This window comes from Duganella guangzhouensis (genome assembly GCF_009674535.1).
Classification (GTDB): domain Bacteria; phylum Pseudomonadota; class Gammaproteobacteria; order Burkholderiales; family Burkholderiaceae_D; genus Rugamonas; species Rugamonas guangzhouensis.
The window spans coordinates 173,324-194,666 of the sequence record NZ_WKJK01000009.1; the positions used below are offsets into that span (position 1 = coordinate 173,324).

Annotated in this window: 14 protein-coding genes; 5 read left to right on the forward strand and 9 right to left on the reverse strand. The window is 63.0% G+C overall.

Going from position 1 to position 21,343, the window contains the following annotated elements; genetic code table 11:
- The first annotated feature begins 38 nt into the window (after window positions 1-38).
- The 3 genes from GJ699_RS18375 to GJ699_RS18385 all read left to right on the forward strand — a co-directional run bounded on the left by GJ699_RS18375 (window position 39) and on the right by GJ699_RS18385 (window position 4,447).
- Entirely contained in the window at window positions 39-2,762 is a 2,724-nt protein-coding gene (locus GJ699_RS18375; RefSeq protein WP_154378882.1) for a putative bifunctional diguanylate cyclase/phosphodiesterase, read from the forward strand.
- Between the two features lie 64 nt (window positions 2,763-2,826).
- The gene (locus tag GJ699_RS18380; protein ID WP_154378884.1) at window positions 2,827-3,204 is read left to right on the forward strand and encodes a BlaI/MecI/CopY family transcriptional regulator; all 378 of its coding nucleotides are present in this window, start codon (window positions 2,827-2,829) and stop codon (window positions 3,202-3,204) included.
- Window positions 3,197-4,447, forward strand: a complete 1,251-nt coding sequence (locus GJ699_RS18385) for a M56 family metallopeptidase (RefSeq protein WP_154378886.1) — start codon at window positions 3,197-3,199, stop codon at window positions 4,445-4,447. Before GJ699_RS18380 ends, GJ699_RS18385 begins: the two co-directional genes overlap by 8 nt.
- Here GJ699_RS18385 and GJ699_RS18390 read toward each other — a convergent pair.
- Genes GJ699_RS18390 through kbl form a run of 3 tightly spaced genes read right to left on the reverse strand, consistent with a single transcriptional unit; the run spans window position 4,428 to window position 8,003 of the window.
- Window positions 4,428-5,807, reverse strand: coding sequence for an L-serine ammonia-lyase (locus tag GJ699_RS18390; protein WP_154378888.1), 1,380 nt, complete (start codon window positions 5,805-5,807; stop codon window positions 4,428-4,430). The genes GJ699_RS18385 and GJ699_RS18390 overlap by 20 nt on opposite strands.
- Complete coding sequence (locus GJ699_RS18395) at window positions 5,807-6,775, reverse strand: NAD-dependent epimerase/dehydratase family protein (RefSeq protein WP_154378890.1); 969 nt, start codon at window positions 6,773-6,775, stop codon at window positions 5,807-5,809. Before GJ699_RS18395 ends, GJ699_RS18390 begins: the two co-directional genes overlap by 1 nt.
- Window positions 6,776-6,800: 25 nt before the next feature.
- Complete coding sequence (gene kbl, locus GJ699_RS18400; RefSeq protein ID WP_229262179.1) at window positions 6,801-8,003, reverse strand: glycine C-acetyltransferase; 1,203 nt, start codon at window positions 8,001-8,003, stop codon at window positions 6,801-6,803.
- 113 nt (window positions 8,004-8,116) lie between these two features.
- Between kbl and GJ699_RS18405 the strand changes: the two genes are divergently transcribed.
- Window positions 8,117-8,677, forward strand: a complete 561-nt coding sequence (locus GJ699_RS18405) for a helix-turn-helix domain-containing protein (RefSeq protein ID WP_154378894.1) — start codon at window positions 8,117-8,119, stop codon at window positions 8,675-8,677.
- 4 nt (window positions 8,678-8,681) lie between these two features.
- On the opposite strand, the gene GJ699_RS18410 is transcribed toward GJ699_RS18405, so the two are convergent.
- From GJ699_RS18410 to GJ699_RS18430, 5 genes are all read right to left on the reverse strand, one after another.
- Window positions 8,682-9,884 carry an ammonium transporter gene (locus GJ699_RS18410; protein WP_154378896.1) on the reverse strand — a complete coding sequence of 401 codons (1,203 nt, stop codon included), beginning with the start codon at window positions 9,882-9,884 and terminating at the stop codon, window positions 8,682-8,684.
- 178 nt (window positions 9,885-10,062) lie between these two features.
- Entirely contained in the window at window positions 10,063-12,558 is a 2,496-nt protein-coding gene (locus GJ699_RS18415) for a zinc-dependent metalloprotease (RefSeq protein WP_154378898.1), read from the reverse strand.
- On the reverse strand, window positions 12,558-14,756 hold the full coding sequence (locus tag GJ699_RS18420; RefSeq protein ID WP_154378900.1) for a prolyl oligopeptidase family serine peptidase: 2,199 nt from the start codon (window positions 14,754-14,756) through the stop codon (window positions 12,558-12,560). The genes GJ699_RS18415 and GJ699_RS18420 overlap by 1 nt, the downstream gene beginning before the upstream one ends.
- A gap of 95 nt (window positions 14,757-14,851) precedes the next feature.
- Window positions 14,852-17,275, reverse strand: coding sequence for a putative bifunctional diguanylate cyclase/phosphodiesterase (locus GJ699_RS18425; RefSeq protein ID WP_154378902.1), 2,424 nt, complete (start codon window positions 17,273-17,275; stop codon window positions 14,852-14,854).
- An 18-nt stretch (window positions 17,276-17,293) separates the two neighbouring features.
- Window positions 17,294-17,923 (reverse strand): methylamine utilization protein, encoded by a 630-nt coding sequence (locus tag GJ699_RS18430; protein ID WP_154378904.1) that lies wholly within the window; start codon window positions 17,921-17,923, stop codon window positions 17,294-17,296.
- A 211-nt stretch (window positions 17,924-18,134) separates the two neighbouring features.
- Between GJ699_RS18430 and GJ699_RS18435 the strand changes: the two genes are divergently transcribed.
- The gene (locus tag GJ699_RS18435) at window positions 18,135-19,889 is read left to right on the forward strand and encodes a GGDEF domain-containing protein (RefSeq protein WP_195763587.1); all 1,755 of its coding nucleotides are present in this window, start codon (window positions 18,135-18,137) and stop codon (window positions 19,887-19,889) included.
- Here GJ699_RS18435 and GJ699_RS18440 read toward each other — a convergent pair.
- Window positions 19,886-21,286 carry an SEL1-like repeat protein gene (locus GJ699_RS18440; protein WP_371867591.1) on the reverse strand — a complete coding sequence of 467 codons (1,401 nt, stop codon included), beginning with the start codon at window positions 21,284-21,286 and terminating at the stop codon, window positions 19,886-19,888. The genes GJ699_RS18435 and GJ699_RS18440 overlap by 4 nt on opposite strands.
- Window positions 21,287-21,343: the final 57 nt, after the last annotated feature.

The following is a 21,343-nucleotide window of genomic DNA, read 5'->3' on the forward strand; positions in this document are numbered from 1 at the left end:
CATATACTGTCGAACTCCGCCGCTCGTCGTACAACACCATGAAGTCTTCGCCACCTTCCCCCTTCGCCAGCTATCTGTGGGCCTGTTTCGGCACCCTGCTGCTGGTGGCGGCGGCCTTCATGCTGTACGTCTGGACCGAGAAGCGCATCGACCATGCCAATGAACTGCGCTACACCTCGCACAATCTGATCGAGGAACTGCGCCAGTCGTCCGACGATCTGACCCGCATGGCGCGCACCTATGTCGCCACCGGCGAGGCGCAATACCGCAAGAATTATCAGGAAATCGTCGACATCCGCGAAGGCCGCGCGGCGCGCCCCAAGAATTATGAAAACGTCTACTGGGATCTGGTGATGGCCAACGACCGGCGGCCACGCCAGGGCGAGCTCACCGCGCCACTGATGCAACTGATGCGCGAAGCCCATTTCGCGCCGGAAGAACTGGCGCTACTGGCCGCCGCCAAGAACGAATCGGACAAGCTGATAGGACTGGAGACCACCGCCATGGACCTGCGCGCTGGCGGCGGCGACGTGGTCCAGGCCACCGCTATGCTGCACGATGCGGTCTACCACCGCGCCAAGGCCGACATCATGCGCCCGATCGGAGAAGTCAGCGAGAGCGTGGACCGCCGCACCCGCCTGCTGGTGGAGGAAACCTCGCTGGACGCCAACGTGGCGCGCATCGCCTTCATGGTCAGCTCAGTGGTGCTGGTGCTGCTGGTGTGGCGCACCAAGCGTCAGCTGAATGCCTCACTGGGCTGCTCGGTCGACCAGTTGCGCGCCGCCATGGAAAAACTGGGGCGCGGCGATTTCAGCGTGGCGCTACAGGCATCGGCGCAGGCACAGGACAGCATCTGGGGCTGGCTGGTCCACACCCAGCAAAGCCTGGCGCGGCTGGATGCCGAACGCTCGGCGGCGCTGGAGCGCACGCAGCGCGTCAGCCGACTGTACTCGGCGCTCAGCCAATGCAACCAGGCCATCGTGCGCAGTCACAGCGAGGCCGAGCTGTTCGAGCGTATCTGCCGCGACGTGGTCTGCTACGGCGGCATGGCGATGGCGTGGATAGGATTGATCGACAAGGAGCATGGACGCATCGTGGTGGCGGCATCGTTTGGCGGCGGCGTTGAATATCTGGACCAGTTGGAGGTCTCGCTCGATGCCGGCACGCCGGAGGGGCGCGGGCCGATCGGCCTGTCCTACCGCAGCGGCCAGCCTTACTGGTGTCAGGATTACCAGCACGCGCCGGAAACCGCCTACTGGCACGCGCACGGCGCGCGTTACGGCTGGTCCTCGTCGGCCGCGATTCCGCTGCGTCGCGACGGTGAGATCATCGGCTTCTTCGCGCCCTATTCCAGCGCGCTCAATGCCTTCGACCAGGAGGTGCGCGAGCTGCTGTTGGAAATGACGCTGGATATCGAATTCGCGCTGAAGAACTTCGACCGCGAAGCGATCCGCCAGCAGGCCGACCAGCGCGTGCAGTATCTGGCGCACTACGACGTGCTGACCGGCCTGCCGAACCGCTCGCAGTTGCACGAACGCGCGCGCCAATTGGTGGAGCAGGCGCGCAGCAAGCGCACGCCAATGGCGCTGATGATGCTGGACCTGGATCACTTCAAGGACATCAACGATTCGCTCGGCCACACGGTAGGCGATGCGTTGCTGTCGGAACTGGCGCTGCGCCTGACCGGCTGCCTGCGCGACGGCGACATGGTCGCCCGCCTCGGCGGCGACGAGTTCATTTTCGTGCTGCCGGATGTGAGCAGCAGCGAGGCCAGCGACGTGGCCCGCCAGTTGCTGGAGATGGCCGGCCAGTCCTACACCGTGGGGCCGCACGATCTGAAAGTATCGGCATCGATCGGCATCGCCATGTATCCGGATGATGGCGCCGATGTCGAAACCCTGCTGCAGCGCGCCGACGCGGCGATGTATCAGGTAAAGCGCGCCGGCCGGCACGACTTCCGTTTCTTCACGGCGGCCATGCAGCAGCGGGCGGCGCGCCATCTGCAGTTGGTGAATGCGCTGCGCTATGCGGTGGAGCGCGATCAGTTGCGGGTGGTGTATCAGCCGCAGGTGTCGCTGAAGAGCGGCCGCGTGGTCGGCGCCGAGGCGCTGCTGCGCTGGAGTACGCCGGAGCTGGGCGCGGTGTCGCCGGTCGAGTTCATTCCGGCGGCGGAGGAAAGCGGCTTGATTATCCCGATTGGCGAATGGGTGCTGCGTCAGGCGGTGCGTCAGGCGCGGGTTTGGCTGGATGCCGGGCTGCCGCCGCTGGTGATGGCGGTGAACCTGTCAGCGATCCAGTTCCGCAGCGCCGACCTGCCGTCGCGGGTGGCGCAGATCCTGTACGAGGAGGGTTTGCCGCCCGAGTATCTGGAGCTGGAATTGACCGAGGGCGTGGCGCTGCAGGATCCGCAAGGCGCCATCAACACCATGACGCAGCTGCACGATCGCGGCATCCGCATGTCGATCGATGATTTCGGCACCGGCTTCTCGTCGCTCAGCCATCTGAAGAAATTCAAGGTGTACAAGCTGAAGATCGACCAGTCCTTCGTGCGCGATATCAGCACCGACGCCGAGGACAAGGCCATCGTCAGCGCCATCATCAACATGGCGCGCAGCTTGGGCTTGACCACCATCGCCGAAGGCGTCGAAACGGTCGAGCAGCTGGACTTCCTGCGCGAACAGCTGTGCGACGAAATCCAGGGCTACCACTTCAGCAAGCCCCTGCTACCCGAAGCCTTCCGCGCCCTGCTCGAAAAAGAATAAGCGGTTGACGGCATCGATTACACATGTAATCATCCAATCGTTTACACTCGTAATCGATTAAGCCATGAAACCAATACCGATCAGCGAAGCAGAATCGCAGGTGATGGAAGTGCTGTGGAGCGGCAGCCCGCGCACGGCGGAGGATGTGGTGGCCGCCTTGAGCGAACGGCAGGACTGGCAGGAAGCCACCATCAAGACGCTACTCAACCGCCTGCTGAAAAAAGGTGCCTTGCGCGCCACGAAAGATGGTCGGCGCTTTCTCTATTCGCCGGTGCTGACGCGCGAGCGCTGGGTGGCGGCGGAAAGCGGCAGCCTGGTCGACCGCCTGTTCGGAGGCCGCATTGCGCCGCTGGTGGCGCATTTCGGCCAGCATGGCAAGCTGAGTGCCAGCGACATCAAAGACCTGAAGCGGCTCATCAAGGAGCTGGAAGACGATGCTTGAGCCGCATGCGTCGAGCACCGACATTGGCACCATCATTGGCGCCAGCATAGACGCGGCCCCAGGCATCGCAGCTCTCGCCCTCGCGGCCATGACCTGCGTGCTTTTGCTGATCTGCGCATTGCGACTACCGACGCGACGCGTATTCGGCGCCGTCATCGCCTACACGCTATGGGCGGCGGCACCAGCCACGTTATTGGCCATCTTGCTACCCGCCGCGCAGCTGGCCGCAGGCATCGCCGCACACATTGGCGCGCCAGGGCAGTTGGTGTTCGCGCCGTTGCACCGCGTGATCAGCATCGCCCCATCGCCCGCCAGCACACCATGGCAATCATGGCTGCTAGCCGCCTGGCTGGCCGGCACGGTAGCGATGGTGGCCAGGCTGTGGCGCACGCACGCCTCCTATCATGCCTACCTTGGCCCGCTGAGCCAGCGGCACGGTATCCACAACAGCGCATGCGACGACCACAGCCCCGCAGTCGTCGGCTTGTGGCGCCCCATCATCGTGGTTCCGCGAAATTTCGCAACGCGTTACACAAAACAGGAACAGCAGCTGATCCTGGCGCATGAAACCATCCACGCCCGCCGTCACGATCCACTGGCAAACGCCACGTGCGCCCTGCTGCAATGCCTGTTCTGGTTTCACCCGCTAGTCCACTACGCCGCCCGCAGATTCAGGCTCGATCAGGAACTGGCGTGCGACGCCGCCGTCATGCGCGTGCATCCGGGCCGCAAGCGCTGCTACGCGGAAGCCATGCTGAAGACCCAGCTCTCAACCCAGGGCGCGCTGATTCATTGCCACTGGCAGTCCATCCACCCACTGAAGGAGCGCATCATGCAATTGAACGCAAACCCGCCACGCACGCTACGCCGCTGGTCTGGCCGTATCGCCATCATTGGCAGCTGCGGCTTGGCCGCGCTGGCCGCGCATGCGGACGTCGAGCCATCAGCGGCCAGCTACGCCATCGACATGCGACTGGACGCCAGCGGCGAATCGGCCACGCCGAAACTGCTTGTGAAAGAAGGAGTACCCTTCGCTGTCGCCAGCGAAGGCAAAGGCGGCGCGTGGCGCACCGAGTTCGTCTTGAATCAGGCCGGTGAGAATACCGTGTTCCTGAAAGCCATCATCAAGCATGACAGCCAAGTGGTCAGCCAACCGGGCCTGCTGGTGCGGCTTGGCGAAAAAGCCGCCGTCACCGGCGACGATTTCAGGCTGACCGTCGCCGTCAGCAGGCAGCGTGATTGACGGTGATGACGTGGATCGCCAGGCCGCCCAGTGAGGTCTCTTTGTACTTGGCCTGCATGTCGGCGCCGGTCTGGCGCATGGTTTCAATCACTTCGTCGAGGCTGACGAAGTGGGTGCCGTCACCCTTCAACGCCAGCGAGGCGGCGGTGATAGCTTTGACCGCACCCATGCCGTTACGCTCGATGCACGGAATCTGCACCAGACCACCGATAGGATCGCAGGTCATGCCCAGATGGTGCTCGATGCCGATTTCGGCGGCGTTCTCGATCTGGCCATTGCTGCCGCCCAGCGCCGCCACCAGGCCAGCGGCGGCCATGGCACACGCCACACCAACCTCGCCCTGACAGCCGATTTCCGCGCCGGAGATCGACGCGTTACGCTTGCACAGCATGCCGATCGCCGCCGCCGTCAGCAGGAAATTGTGCACACCTGTGGCGGGATCGCTAGGCTTGCAGTCTTCCGCGTAATAGCGCAGCACCGCCGGGATGATGCCGGCCGCACCATTGGTCGGCGCCGTGACCACCCGGCCGCCGGCCGCGTTTTCCTCATTGACCGCCATCGCATACAGGCTGACCTGATGCAACGCGTCGTGCGGCAGAGCGTTGGCGTGATTGGTGTTGGCCTTGGCCTGCGACCACAGACTGGCGGCGCGGCGCTTAACGTTCAAGCCACCCGGCAGTTGGCCCGGCGTCTCCAGGCCATGCGTTATGCAATCGCGCATCACCTGCCAGATTTTATCCAGGCCGGCGTTAAGCGCTTCGTCGCTGATGCGCACACGCTCGTTCGCGCGCAGCATCTGCGGAATCGTCAGTCCACTGCGTACGCCATGCGCCAGCAGCTCGTCCATGGTGCCGAAGGAATACGGCACACTGACCGCCGCCGCTGCCGCCACGGGCGGTTCACCCTCCTCGCGGATAAAGCCACCACCCACCGAGTAATAGACTTTGGACACGCTGCTGCCATCCTTGCGCGTCAGCGTGAAGCGCATGCCGTTCGGATGCTCGGGCAGCGATTCAGCCATGTGAAACACCAGATGCGTGCCACGCTTGAACGGCACCGCGTGCGCGCCCAGCAGCTTCAACGTGCCAGCCGCTTCGGCTTCCGCCAGTTGCGCATCGACGCGGGTCGGCACCACACCCTGCGGCGTCTCGCCCATCAGGCCAAGCAGCACGGCTTTGTCGGTGGCGTGGCCGACGCCAGTCAAGGCCAGCGAGCCATACAGCTCGGCCTTGACCTCGACCACCTCGTCCAACGGAGCGTTATCCAGCAAAAAGCGGCGTGCCGCCACCATCGGCCCCACCGTGTGCGAGCTCGAAGGGCCGATGCCGATCTTGAACAGATCGAAAACGCTCATGTCCATCAGGCGGCCTTACCCAGATCAACCTTGATATTGGCCAGCATGTCGGCCACCATTTCGTCCACGCCGATGCGCGCTTTCCAGCCCCAGTCGGCGGCAGCGGCACTGTCGTCCAGGCTATGCGGCCACGAATCAGCGATGGCGTGGCGGCTATCCGGCTTGTAGGCGATTTTAAAGTCCGGCAGCTTGCGCGCGATGGCCGCAGCCAGTTGCTCGGGGTTGAACGACACACCAGCCACGTTGTACGAGGAACGCGCTTTCACCTGCTCGGCCGGCGCATCCATCAACTCGATGGTGGCGCGGATCGCATCGGGCATGTAGATCATCGGCAGCGTGGTTTGCGGGCCGAGGAAGCATTCATAACGCTCGCCGCGCAGCGCCGAGTGGAAGATCGCGATCGCGTAATCAGTGGTGCCGCCGCCCGGTGGCGACTTGAAGCTGATGATGCCTGGGTAGCGAATCGAACGCACGTCCACGCCATACTTCAGGAAGTAGTACTCGCACAGGCGCTCGCCGGCCAGCTTGCTGATGCCGTAGATGGTGGTTGGATCCATCACCGTCAGTTGCGGCGTGGCGTCTTGTGGCGTGTTCGGGCCGAAAGCGGCGATCGACGACGGCCAGAATACTTTCAGCGGCTTGCCGATGGCGCCACGTTCGCGCGCGGTTTCCAGAATATTCAGCAGGCCGTCCATGTTCAACGTCCACGCCTTCAGCGGAGCCGCTTCGCCGGTGGCCGACAGCATCGCCGCCAGTTGGTAGACCTGGGTGATACCCTCTTCGGTAATCAGTTCGCACAGCGCCTGCTTATCCAGCACGTTCAGCGTGGTGTAGCGCGCCGCGTTGTAGACATTGGTCGGGCTGATGTCGGCGGCGATGACGTTCTGCGCGCCGTGCTGCGCGGCCAAGGCTTCCACCAGTTCACTGCCGATCTGGCCATTGGCACCGATGACGAGAATTTTTTGCTGAGTCATTTCATTATTCCTGACGATTTTCATGTTAGTTCTTCAGCAGGCCCAATTCATGGCCTGCCTGTTCGAATGCTTTGAGCACGATATCCAGCTGCTCGCGGGTATGCGCGGCAGACAGTTGGACCCGCACCCGCGCCTGGCCCATCGGGACCACGGGGTAGAAGAAGCCGCTGAGCAGAACGCCCAGCTCATACATTCGCGCCGCGAACTTCTGCGCCACCGGCGCATCGAACAACATGACAGGAACTACAGGGTGCGTACCCGGCTTGATGGTGAAGCCGATACGCTCGATCTCCTTGCGGAAGTAAGCGGTGTTTTCGTGCAGGCGGTCGCGCAGTTCGGTCGACGAGGACAGGCGCTCCAGCACCGCCAGCGAGGCTCCGGCAATCGATGGCGCCAGCGTGTTCGAGAACAGATAAGGACGCGATTTCTGGCGCAACATCTCGATCACTTCCTTGCGGCCCGAGGTGAAGCCACCCATGGCGCCGCCCAGCGCCTTGCCCAGCGTGCCGGTGATGATGTCGATCTTGCCGATCACATTGTGATGTTCGTGCGTGCCGCGACCGGTCTTGCCCATGAAGCCGGAGGCGTGGCATTCGTCGATCATCACCAGCGCGCCGTATTGTTCGGCCAGCGCCACAATCTTGTCCAACTGAGCGATGGTGCCGTCCATCGAGAACACGCCATCGGTGACGATGATCTTGTGGCGCTTGTCGGCGGCAGCCTGCAGCTGCTTTTCCAGATCGGCCATGTCATTATGCGCGTAGCGGAAGCGCGCCGCCTTGCACAGACGGATGCCATCGATGATCGAGGCGTGGTTCAGCGCATCGGAGATGATGGCGTCGTTCTCGTCGAACAGCGGCTCGAACACGCCGCCGTTGGCATCGAAGGCAGCCGCGTACAGGATGGTGTCTTCGGTGCCGAGGAATTTGGAGATCGCCTGCTCCAGTTGCTTGTGCACGGTCTGGGTGCCGCAGATGAAGCGTACCGACGACAGGCCGTAGCCGTATTTTTCGGTGGCGGCGATCGACGCCTGCGCCACCCATTCCTGGCCAGACAGGCCGAGATAATTGTTGGCGCACATATTAATCAGCATTCGACCATCATCGCCCATCACTTCCGAACCTTGGCGGGAAGCCAGCACGCGCTCCGGCTTGTACAGGCCCTGTTCGCGCAGTTGATCCAGATTTTCCTGGAGACCGCTATAGAAAGTATGTTTTTGATTGCTCATCATGGTCCTTGTCTGTGATACGATTTCGCCATCTTATGCGAAATTCGTTATTTCGAATTCAAATTCGATATATTGAATTTTATAGAGAACCAGTGAACTCCGCAACCAATATAATGAACAACGCACCTCCCGAAGTCGGCGCCGCCCTGCAGCGCCTGCGTCTCGCCCGTGGCCTGACGCTGGAAGACCTGTCGCGCATCGCCGGCGTATCGAAATCAATGTTGTCGCAAATAGAACGCGAAAAGGCCAATCCGACCATCGCCATCACGTGGCGCCTGGCCAATGCATTGGGCGTACAGATCGGTGAACTGCTGGCCACCGCCGAACGGGCGACCGAGACCATCCGCGTCATCGACGCGCACGAAACGCCCACCCTGCCCGGCCATCACGCCGGCTACGTGCTGCGCATCCTCGGCCCGCTGGAACTGGCCAGTAAATATGAGTGGTATGAATTGACGCTGGCGCCGGGCGGCATACTGGATTCGCAAGGCCACGATCCAGGCGCGCAGGAGCACCTGACGCTGTTACACGGCTCGGTGGAAGTGGAAGTGGATGGGGACAAGAAGAAGGTCAAACTGGGCGGCACCGCGCGCTACCCGGGGGACCAGCAGCACATCATCCGCAACGTCGGCAAGACCGAAGCGAAGGCGCTGCTGGTGGTGATACACCGCTAGCCGATTACCAGTTCGACTCGCGCTCGGGAGTCGAGGTAATGCGGTGGATCGACAGGTCGGCGCCCTGGAATTCCTCTTCTGGATCCAGGCGCAGGCCCAGCGTGGCTTTCAGCAGGCCGTAAACAGCCGCGCCGCCCGCCAGCGCGATCACCACGCCCAGCGCGGTACCGGCCAGTTGCGACAGCAGCGACACGCCGCCCATCCCGCCCAGCGCCTTCATGCCAAATATACCAGCCGCGATGCCGCCCCAGGCGCCGCACAGGCCGTGCAGCGGCCACACGCCCAGCACGTCGTCGATCTTCCATTTATTTTGCGCCAGCGTGAACATCCAGACGAATACCGCGCCGGCGATGCCGCCGGTGACCAGCGCCCCCAGCGGATGCATCAGGTCCGAGCCGGCGCACACCGCCACCAGGCCGGCCAGCGGGCCGTTGTAAGCAAAGCCCGGGTCATTCTTGCCCATCGAGAGCGCGACCAGCGTGCCACCCACCATCGCCATCAGCGAGTTGACGGCCACCAGGCCATTCATTTTATCCAGCGACTGCGCGCTCATTACATTGAAGCCGAACCAGCCCACGGTCAGAATCCAGGCGCCCAGCGCCAGGAAGGGAATCGACGATGGTGGATGGGCGGCGATGGCACCGTTTTTCATGTAACGACCACGACGCGCGCCTAGCAACAGCACCGCCGGCAGCGCAATCCAGCCGCCGACCGCGTGCACCACCACCGAGCCGGCGAAGTCGTGGAAGGCGAAGCCGAAAGTGTGGGTCAGCCAGTCCTGCACGCCAAAACGGTTATTCCAGCTGATGCCCTCAAAGAAGGGATAAACCAGGCCGACCAGCAAGGCGGTGGCGATGGTCTGTGGATGGAAACGCGCGCGCTCGGCGATGCCGCCCGAGATAATCGCCGGAATGGCGGCGGCAAAGGTCAGCAGGAAGAAGAACTTCACCAGTTCGTAGCCGTTCTTTTCAGCCAGCACATCGGCCGAGGAGAAGAAATTGATGCCGTAAGCAATGCTGTAGCCGACGAAAAAATAGGCGATGGTCGATACGGCAAAGTCGACCAGAATTTTTACCAGGGCGTTGACCTGATTCTTTTTGCGTACGGTACCAAGCTCCAGAAATGCGAAACCGGCGTGCATGGCCAAAATCATGATGGCGCCGAGCAATATAAACAAGGCATTGGCGCCGTCTTTGTGTGCATCCATTTAAAACCCACTCCCCAAAACAATGCAAAAGTTAAGAACGTTTCATGCTGAAAGCAATATTCGTTCCACTTTGGTGCAAATTTTAAGTGACTGATTTCAATAGATTTTCAAATGGTGCAAAAATGCGCACCGCGTGGGTGCGCACTAAAACGAGGCATTATTTTGGTGCGATCACCAATCAAATCGGTGCGCCGGGCGGCACTGGTGGTGCACCGCACAGTTTGACGCTACGTGGATCTTTCAGATAGGCGGCCACCAGCTCGGCCAGCTGCTTGCGGCTGGCAGCAGTGACATCCTTGCCGGGATTTTTCTGCGTCCACTGGGTCAGGTCCAGCAGCGACTGACGCACCTCGGCCGCCACCTGCGGATGCAGCTTGCCGCCTTCCAGCAGGTTCAGTAACGCATCCGACACCACCCAGTTAGCGGTCAACTGCACCGCCTCGCCGCCAATCACCGAGGCCGGTACTGGCTCGCGCTTCCAGGTCCGGTCCAGTACCTGCGCCAGCACTTCGCGCACGCCCGGCTGCTGGACGTCGCGCGCATGCTGCCAGGCGACGCGGTTCAGACGACCCGGATCGAGCAGGAAGCCGACGGTCTGGCCGGCGCCCGCTTCGGCGATCGAGAAGGCGTCGAATACCGAATCCATGCGGGTGGCGAAGTATTCGCGATTGCGCTCGTAGCCGGCGGCCGGCGGCGTCAGCACATCCAGCACGTTGGCGGGCAGCGCAAGGTACTCGGCGCGCAGGCTGTCGGTCAGGCGTTTGAGTGCCTGGCGCTGCACCTCGGCCGGCGTGACGTTGATGCCGGCCTTGCCGGCGCCGGCGCGCACGTCGCCGGCGCTGGTGTAATCGAAGTCGCCACCGCCGATCAGACGTGCCACCGCTTCGGCCTGATAGCGCTGCAGCAGATACACCGGCACCAGGCGCGCTTCCAGTTCACCGATCTGGCGCGCGTCCGGCAGCACGCCGGGAGAGAAGGTTTGCAGCGCGCGCTGACGTACGCCGCCCAGCTGATCCCAGGTTTTAAGTGTGTCCGGACCGAAGTCCCACAGCAGGCCATCCGGATGGCTGGCGCCGGGCGTGCGGGCATCCTGATCGCTGGAATACAGCATGCCGGCGGCACGGGCGTCCGCGCGCAGCTTGGCCAGCGCCGCCTGCTCCTGCGCGCCGCTGCCGAAATCGCCGTAGATGTATTTGACGATGTAGTCGTCCCACGGGCCGACGCCAACGCCATAGGCATCGGCCAGATCGACCTCGCCCTTTGCGTTCAGCTTGAGGATCGGATGCGGATAATCCATCACCGAGCCATTGCCCATGCGGCTGGCGGCAAAGTTGTGGGCAAAGCCCAGCGTATGACCGACTTCGTGCGCGGCCAGTTGACGCAAGCGGGCCAGCGCCATTTCCTCGGCCAGCTTGTGCTTGTCGGCCGGGGCGTCTTTGCCATACGGGGCCAGCAGCGCTTCGGCGATCAGGATGTCCTGGCGCACGCGCTGAGAGCCCAGCGTGACGGCGCCGCGCAGGATTTGACCAGTGCGCGGATCGGCCACCGCATTCCCGTAGGACCAGCCGCGCGTGGCGCGGTGTACCCAAGTGATGACGTTGTAGCGGATATCCTGCGCATCCACGCCTTCCGGCAACAGCTCGACGCGGTACGCATCCTTGAAGCCGGCCTTTTCAAACGCGCTGGCCCACCACGAGGCACCGGCGATCAGCGCCGAGCGCACCGGCTCCGGCGCGCCACGGTCGACGTAGTAAACGATAGGCTTCTTTACGCTGCTGACGGCGGCCGTAGGATCGGTCTTTTCCAGCTTGTGGCGCACCTGCCAGTGCACGTCGATGCTGCTGGCCAGTGGCGTGGCGAAGTCGACGTAATTGGCGTCGAAGCCGCCGGAATACGGATGATAGGGGCGCGGATGCCAGCTGTCCGTTTCTAGTTTGGGCAGGCGCACCATGCTGATACGCTGCCGCATCGACAGGCTAGCCGGATCGGCGCCCACCTGGCGCACGTATTCAGCCTGCCCCGGACCGCTGAAGGTCAGCAACGATTCGAGTTCGACGTTGTCGGGGAAGGCTTTGGCTTCAGCGGCCAGCACCGCGCTGCGCGCGGCATCCACCGCATAGCCGCCCTGCTTGGCATCGGCCAGCCGCGCCGCGATGCCGTGGCGGTCGGTCAGCAGGAAGCTGGAGAAGTCCACCAGGTGATGGCCATTGTCGCTGGCCAGAATCTCGCCCGACCACAGCACCGAGTTGGAGAACGATTCGCGCACGGCGGCGCGCTCGTCGCGGTCCGGCGAATTGGCGACATAGTTGGTGTTCTCCTGCACCAGGAGCAGTTTGGCGCCGTGTTTTTCGAAATGGACCATGCGCGTTTCGCCCATCTGCGCGCGGTCCAGGCCTACGTCGTTGGAGCCCAGCGCGTACGGCAAGGAGCTCGCCAGTATGAACGGCTGTTCCAGCGCGCTGACCGACAGCAGCACCCTGCCCTTGTCGATATCGCGCCAGACGTCGATGAAGCCGGGCTGTGATTGCAAGCCGCGCGTCAGGTCGGCCAGTTGCGGCATAGTCGGCGCGGCTGGCGCGGCGCCGGCCGGTGCGGCGGCTTGCACCGCCACCGGCACGGCGCCAGCCATCAGCGCCGCCAGCAGCAGCGGCATTGCGTTCGATGCGGCGCGCATTATTGAGCCACCGTTGCGGTGGTGGTGGCCGCGCTGTGCGCGGCAGTCGCAGTCGCGGGATCGCCGCCCGGCATATGCAGCGCGCGAGTCAGGAAGCCCCAGCGGTCCGCCACTTCTTCGATCTGCTTGTTGGTCGGCTTGCCGGCGCCATGACCGGCCTTGCTGTCGATGCGGATCAGGATAGGCGCACCATTCGGCGCCTGGTCGGCCTGCGCGGTGGCGGCAAACTTGAAGCTGTGCGCCGGCACCACGCGGTCGTCATGGTCGGCGGTGGTAATCATGGTGGCCGGGTAGCACACGCCCTTCTTCAGGTTGTGCAGCGGCGAATATTTGACCAGCGCCTTGAACTCGTCCGCATTGTCGGACGAACCGTAATCCGAGGTCCACGCCCAGCCGATGGTGAATTTGTGGAAGCGCAGCATATCCAGCACGCCCACCTGCGGGATCGCCGCCGCGAACAGGTCGGGACGCTGGGTCATGGTGGCGCCAACCAGCAGGCCACCATTGCTGCCGCCGCCGATCGACAGCTTGGCTGGCGACGTGACCTTGTGCGCGATCAGCCATTCAGCCGCGCCGATGAAGTCATCGAACACGTTCTGCTTTTGCAGCTTGGTGCCGGCCGCGTGCCACGATTCTCCGTATTCGCCGCCGCCGCGCAGATTGGCCATCACGTACACGCCGCCCATTTCCAGCCAGGCCAGATTGGCCACCGAGAAGGTCGGCGTCAACGAGATATTGAAGCCGCCGTAGCCATACAGGTAGGTCGGGTTGCGGCCATCCAGCTTCAGCCCCTTTTTCGAGACGATGAACATCGGCACCTTGGTGCCGTCGCGAGAAGTGTAGAACTCCTGGCGGGTTTCAAACGCCGCCGGGTCAAAGTCCACCTTGGGCTGACGGTACACGCTGCTCTTGTTGGCCTTCAGGTCGTAACGGTAGATGGTCGATGGCGTGGTGAAGCTGGTGTACGAATAGAAGGTCTCGCTGTCCGAGCGCTTGCCGCTGAAGCCACCGGCGGTGCCCAGGCCAGGCAGTTCGATATCGTGCAGCGGCTTGCCTTTCAGGTCGTAGACCTTGACCAGGCTATGCGCGTCGCTCAGGTAATCGACCAGCAGTTGATTGTTCACCAGCGAGGCCGACACCAGGGTATTGCTGCTTTCCGGGACAATCTGGTGCCAGCTCAGCACACCCGGCTTGCGGGTATCGATGCTGACGATGCGGCCGCGCGGCGCATTGCGCTCGGTGCGGAACAGGAACACCGGGCCGTCGTTGCCGATAAAGTCGTAGGCCGCGTCGAAGTCTTCCAACAGGCCGATCACCTTGCTGTCCTTTTTGCTCAAGTCCTTGTAGAACACGCGGTTCTTGTTCTCGGTGCCTTGAGAAGCGTGGATCACCAGGAAGTGGCCATCTTCGGTGACTTCGGCGCTGAAGCCCCAGTCCTTGTGGTCTGGACGTTCGTACACCAGCACGTCCGCGCTTTGCGGCGTGCCCAGTTTGTGGAAGTACAGCTTCTGGAAGTAATTGACGTCGGCCAGCTTGGTGGCCTCTTTCGGCTCGTCGTAGCGGCTGTAGAAGAAGCCGGACGCGTCGTGCAGCCAGGCGGTTTGCGAGAACTTGACCCACTTGATGTGGTCATCGACATCCTTGCCGGTATCGATGTCGCGCACCTTGATCTCGTTCCAGTCCGAGCCGGAAGCGGCGGTACTGTAGGCCAGGTATTTGCCGTTCGGGCTCACCGCCAGGCCGGCCAGCGCCACGGTGCCGTCGGCGGCCAGCGTGTTCGGGTCCAGCAGCAGGCGCGGCACCTCGGCCAGCGTCTTCATGGTGTACAGCACCGACTGATTTTGCAGGCCGTCGTTACGGCTGTAGAAATAGCGGCCACCTTCCTTGAACGGCACGCTGAAGCGTTCGAAGTTCCACAGCTTGGTCAGACGGGTCTTGATCGCCTCGCGGCTCGGAATCTGTGACAGATAATTTTGCGTCAGCTTGTTCTGCGCTTCTACCCAGTCCTTGGTCTCGGCGCTGTTGGCATCTTCCAGCCAACGGTACGGATCGGCGATGACGGTGCCGTGGTAATCGTCCTGCTGGTCCACGGTGCGCGTCAGTGGGTAGCTCACCGGCGCGCCGGGTGCGGGACAATTTTGCGCCATGACGGCGGCCTGGGTAAACATCAGCGAAGCCAGTAATGCTTTACGTTGCATGTGTGATCCGTATCGAGGTAAGGTTCATCAGGAACACAGATCATAACGTGAACTATGACAAATAGGACACGTTAGCAGAAATACCAAAGCGATTTTTATTTGGCGCAGCTGACATCCACCTCCACCACCGGCGTCGCCACCGCCACCGGCGCACGCCATTTCTCCAGCCAGCCAAACAGCTGATCAGCCGGAATTGGACGGCTCATGAAGTAGCCCTGGCCCTGGTCGCAGCCCAAATCCGCCAGCAGCCGCCACACCGCTTCGCTCTCGATGCCCTCGGCCACCACGCGCAGGCCCATGTTGTGCCCCAGGTCGATGGTGGAACGGACGATCTTGGTGTCGCCCACATCGTTTTCCATGTTCAGCACGAAGGACTTGTCGATCTTCAGCTCATTGACCGGCAGGCGCTTGAGGTAGGCCAGCGACGAATAGCCAGTGCCGAAATCGTCGATCGACAGATCCAGGCCCATCGCGCTCAGACGCTCCAGCGTGTGCTGGGCGCGCACCGGATCGTCCATGATGGCGCTCTCGGTGATCTCGAGGCAGAACGAGCCGGAGGTCAGCTTGTAACGGGTCAGCAGGTCGGCAAACTTGGCCGGCAAGTCCTGATCCAGCAAGTCGCGCGTGGACAGATTGACCGACACCTTGAGATGGTGGCCACGGCTGGTCAGTTCGCGGCACAACTCGGCCGACTTCTCCAGCACCCAGCGCGTCAGGATGCGGATAAAGCCGGTCTGCTCGGCGAACGGAATGAACTCGTCGGGGAACACATTGCCGCGCTCCGGATGCACCCAGCGCACCAGCGATTCCATCCCCACCACCTTGCCGGTCTCCAGCGAAATCTTCGGCTGCACGTACAGCCGGAACTCGTCGCGCTCTGCGGCGTGACGCAGTTCGGTCAGCAGCGACAGGCTCTTGGCGCTCGACTTGTCCATCGCCGCGTCGTACACCACCGGGCCTTCGGTGCGCTGCTTGGCGGCGTACATCGCCACCTCGGCCATGCTCAGCAGGGTTTCGCCATCGTCCGAGTGATCCGGGTAGCCGGCGATGCCCAGGCCAGCGCCGATGTCGACCATCTGGTCTTCCAGCGACAACGGGGTTTCCAGCGCCTGCAGGATATCGGCCGCCATCAGCTGCGCCGCATCCAGCCCGGCGGCCGGCAGCAGCACGGCGAATTCGTCGCCGCCCAACCGCGCCACCTGCGCCGACGATTGGCGCCGGTTGGCCAGCAGCAGCTGCAAGCGCCCCGCCACCTGGCGCAGCAAGGCGTCGCCAAAGGTGTGGCCCATAACGTCGTTGACGTGTTTGAAGCGGTCCAGGTCCATCATCAACACGTACAGTCCTTCACCACGGCGCTGCGCCTCCAGCAGCGCGTCGTTCAGCAGCAGCACGAACTGGGCGCGGTTCGGCAGATTGGTCAGCGTGTCCCAATATGCCAGGCGGCGGATTTCCTGTTCGCGCTTGGCGATCCCCTCGCGCATCGAGTCGAAGGCATGCGCCAGCGCGCCGATTTCGTCCTCGCGCCGGCTGTCGATCTGCACCTTGTAATCGCCATCCTCCAGCCGTTTGGCGGTCACCGCCAGCGCGCTGATCGGCTGGGCGATGCGCTTGGCGGTGAACACAATAGCCAGCGCCGAAACGAAAATGCCGCCCAGCGTCAGCGCCACCAGCCAGCGCTCAAGACGGCGGTAGTCGGCGGTCGATTCATCGATCGAGCGCGCCAGCAGTACGCTGGCGGTCTGGCCGTTGTCTTCACCGATCGACATCACGCGCGCGCTGTACTGCGCGGTTTCCACCGTCAGGTCGAACGGGCCGGTCGGGGTTTCCTTGCCCAGCGCCTGCAACTGGTCGACCACCACCTGCGCCGACGGGCCGACAAAGGTGGAACCGGCCGACAGCCAGTGCCCCTGCTGATCGCGCGTCAGCACCGAGGTATGCAGCGAGCTAACCTGACGCATGTCGTTGGCCAACTGGCGATCGATCGGAAAGGTCATGACGATCCAGCCGATGGTAATCGGCGCCTTGACCGGCATGGCGACGATCTGGAACGGACGATGGTCGACGATGGCGATGCCGATCGCGCCATCGGCCGCTTCGGCCGCATCCAGCATGCTGAGCGCCATTTTCTGCAGGCCGGCCGATTGCACCGGATTGGTGGTGGCGGTGATCTTGCGTTCGTCGTTAATCAGCATCGACAGCGACGCCTTGATGCGGCGGCCGCTGTTCTCCAGCGCCGACTCGATGGTGGCGCGGTCACCCTCGTCGTTGTTGCCGATGGCGGCCACGAAGGCGGTGTCGCGCGCCAGCAAGCGGGCGCCGAAACGCAGGTTCTGCGCATTCTGCTCCAGCAACCGGCGGAACACCTTGGCGCCGTTATTCAATTCGCCGCTGATCGCCTGCCGCGCATTGGCGTCGATGCCACGCTGGATCACCATCAGGCCGGTCACCTGCACAGCCACAATCAGCACCAGGAATAGCGTGACGATACGGCTTTCGAGGCTGCGGAAACGAAGCTGCATGCTCAGTCCAGTCCTTTACTAAGAGGATGGAGAATCACCGGCCACCGGCGGTTTCAGGGCCAGCTTGAACACCGTGGTGGCCAGCTCGCCGCTCTTCACCGTCAGTACCTGTTCCGGCGTGGCGCCGCCGGCGGCGTTGTAATGCCATGCCTTGACTACGTACTTGCCACCGGCCGGCAGTTCGATGCGGGCCGCGCCGGAACCATCGGTCTTGGCAAACCAGGGCGTGTCGACCACTTTGACGTAGGCGATCATTTTGTCATGAATATTGCAACCCAGGACCACGGTACCGGCTTTATCGAATACCTGTGGCGCAGCTGCCTCGCCGGAATACAGTTTTTGATCGAATTTGTGCGCCGGCGAGAACGAATAGATATGGTGCCGGACTTTGTCATTGTTGGGGAAGTTGATGGTGGCGCCGACCTGCACCACCGTCACCAGCGGCACGAATTTCAGTCCCTTTTGCTCGATCTGGGCGGCCGGGCCGGACCTGCCGGCCGCCGTGCCGCTTTCAGGCTCGACGTAGATCACGGTATCGGGTAGCACCTTGCCATTAACATCCTGGACTTGCACTGCAACGCCGGTGGCGGCAGCGGCCGCGCCGGAAACAAACAAGCAGACAACGAGACAACCGGTATAACGATGCATAGCGATCCTGCTTTCTCTGGCAACCAGCCTATTGTAGCGCTGTCCTGAACAAAATGTTTCCCCAATTCATCATGGCGTCATAAATCACCAATATGATCGTACAGTTAAAGCGATATTCGGCAAACGGTTCAACGTGAATTCCACATTCCAGGCCGGCGGCGGCGCCACAGTCACTTACCTGCAACCTCGCGAAGATGACGAGGAGGCGGTGTTGCGCGCCCACTTGTACGACATTCTGGCGCGGCGCCAGCTCAGCGCGCTGTTTCAACCGATTGTACACATGCAGAGCGGCGAAATCATCGCCTACGAGGGATTGATACGTGGTCCGTCCGACAGTCCACTGCATGCTCCGCTGAATCTGTTCAAGGCGGCGCGCGCCAACGACTTGACGGTGGAGCTGGAACACCTGTGCCGCAAAGTGGTACTGGAGCGTTTTGCGGAGTTACAACTGCCCGGCAAGCTGTTCCTCAACGTCAGCCCGGAATGCCTGCTGCAGCGCGACGCGCGCCATGGCGAAACGCTGGAAGTGATCCAGCAGATCGGTATCAATCCGGAACGCGTCATCATCGAGCTGACCGAAAACCAGCCGACCTACGATTATGACCTGATGCGCGAAGCGGTACTGCATTACCGCAAAATGGGCTTTCAGATCGCTATCGACGACTTGGGCGAAGGCTTTTCCAGCCTGCGCTTGTGGTCCGAGCTGCGGCCGGAATACGTCAAGATCGACATGCACTTCATCCAGGGCATCAACCACGATCCGGTGAAACTGCAATTCGTGCGCTCGATCCAGGAAATCGCGGAAAAATCCAATACCCGGGTGATTGCCGAAGGCATCGAAACCCAGGCCGAGCTGCTGGTGTTGCGCGATGTCGGGGTGGCCTGCGGCCAGGGCTACCATTTGGGCCGGCCGCATCCGCTGCCGGCGCGCACCGCTCCGGCCGAGGTGATCAAGGCGCTGGCGCGCGGCGGGGTCGCGGTCTATCCGCAACGCGCGGTCGACAAGCAGGCCACGGTGCAAAAACTGCTGCACGAGGTGACGGCGGTGCCGCCGTCAATGAACAACAACGAAGTGGTGGAAATCTTCCAGCGCGCGCCCAAGCTGATGATATTGCCGGTGGTGGATGGCGAGCAGCCGCTGGGCCTGATCACGCGCGCGGTAATGATCGAGCACTTCGCCCGCCCCTACGAGCGCGAGCTGTACGGCAAAAAGTCCTGCACCCAGTTCATGGACCACAAGCCGCTGATCGCCGACAAGAACACCAGCCTGCAGGAACTGAGCTTCCGCATGGCCGAGGCCGACGCCCATCATCTGTTCAACGGCTTCATCATCACCGACCAGGGCCGCTATCTGGGCATGGGCACCGGCCACGACCTGATGCGCGAGATCACGCAGATGCAGATCCACGCCGCACGCTATGCCAATCCGCTGACCCAACTGCCGGGCAACGTCCCGATCAACGAGCACATCGACCGGCTGCTGGAAAGCGGCTGCCGCTTCGCCGCCTGCTATTTCGACCTCGACCACTTCAAACCCTTCAACGACGTCTACGGCTACCGCCGTGGCGACGACGTGATCCAGCTGACCGGCAACATCCTCAGCGGGTATTGCGATCCCGACCGCGACTTCATCGGCCACATCGGCGGCGATGATTTCATGGTGCTGTTCCAGAGCGAGGATTGGGAGCGGCGCTGCGAGGCGGTGCTGGAACAATTCAGCCGCCACGTGCAAGACTTCTACAGCACCGACGACCGCGAGCGCGGCGGCTACATCAGCGAAGATCGCCAGGGCAAGAAGGTGTTTTATTCGCTGATGAGCCTGTCGATCGGCGCGATCCGGGTCGAACCGCACCAGTACTACACCCACCACCAGATCGCGGCCGCCGCCACCGAATCCAAGAAGCAAGCCAAGAAAATCCACGGCAACAGCCTGTTCCTCGACCGCCGCCACGCCGGTTCGCTTTAGTCCAGGACCTGGTTGCCTTGCTGCGGCTGGCGCGGATGGGCATCGCGCCAGCGCCGCGCCAGCGCCTGCGCGTCGGCCACGGCTTGCGGTGTCATCGCCAGCGCCATGCGGCGGCGATTGCTGAGCGCAGCCATGTCCCCGGCCTGCGCGGCCAAGGTCAGCCACATGAACGACAGCGCCGGATCGCGCCGCACGCCACGGCCGCTGCCGTACATGCCGCCCAGATTGAACTGGGCCAGCGCGTGATCCTGTTCGGCCGCCTTGCCATACCAGTCCACCGCCTGCACATCGTCGTGCTCGACGCCGACGCCGTTGGCGTACATGGCGCCGAGATTGTTCTGGGCACTGGCGTCGCCCTGCTCGGCGGCGCTGCGGTACCAGGCGGCGGCCAGCACGTCGTCGCGCTCCACGCCGTGGCCGTTGGCGTACATCACCGCGACATTGAACTGAGCGTGCGCCGTGCCCTGCTCGGCTGCCTTGCGGTACCACTCCAGCGCACGCCGCTCGTCACGCGCCACGCCCCGGCCGCGTGCGTACAGACCGCCCAGATTGTACTGGGCCAGCGCATGGCCGCCCTCGGCGGCGCGCCGATACCAGGTGTAAGCCTGTTCCTCGTCCTGATCGACACCCTTGCCGGTGGCCAGCATCACGCCCAGGTTGAACTGGGCGTCGGCATCGTCCTGTTCGGCGGCGCGCAGCAGCCAGGCGAAGGCGCGGCGCGGCTCGGCCCGCACGCCCAGTCCCTCGGCATAGGCGACGCCGATCAGGCGCTGTGCCACCGGATGATCCTGCGCCGCCGCCTGCTTGAACCAGGCCACCGCCTGCGATTCGCTGCGCGCCACACCGCGCGCGTGCTTGTACATCAGCCCCAGCTGCAACTGCGCGCTGGCGTCATTCTGCAGCGCGGCCTTGCGGAACCACGCTAGCGCCATCGGATAATTGCGCGCCAGGCCACAGCCGTGCAGATAGGCTTCGCCCAGCAGCGTCTGCGCGCTGGCCAGCCCCTGCTCGGCGGCGCGCGCGAACCAGCCCAGCGCCAGCTCGTCGCTTTGCACCAGTCCGCGTCCCTTCTTGTACATTTGGCCGAGATTTTGCTGGGCCGAGGCGTCGCCCTGGCGCGCGGCGGCGCGGAACCAGTAGGCGGCGTGATAATCGTTGAGGTCGACGCCACGACCGTAGTAGTACATGGCGCCCAGGTGGTTCTGCGCGTAGGCCAGCCCCTGGCAGGCGGCCTTGATCATCCATTCGAAGGCGCGCGCCTCGTCGCGCGCCACGCCGTCGCCGGACTTGAACATGCGGCCGAGATTGAATTGGGCATAGGCGTTGCCGCCCTCGGCGGCTTCGAGAAACCACAGATAACTGTCATAACCGTCTTTGGCCGTGCATTGTTTTTTCACGATACACCTCTGACCAACATGGCAACATTGTTGATTAAAGTGTAAAACGCGCCCCCA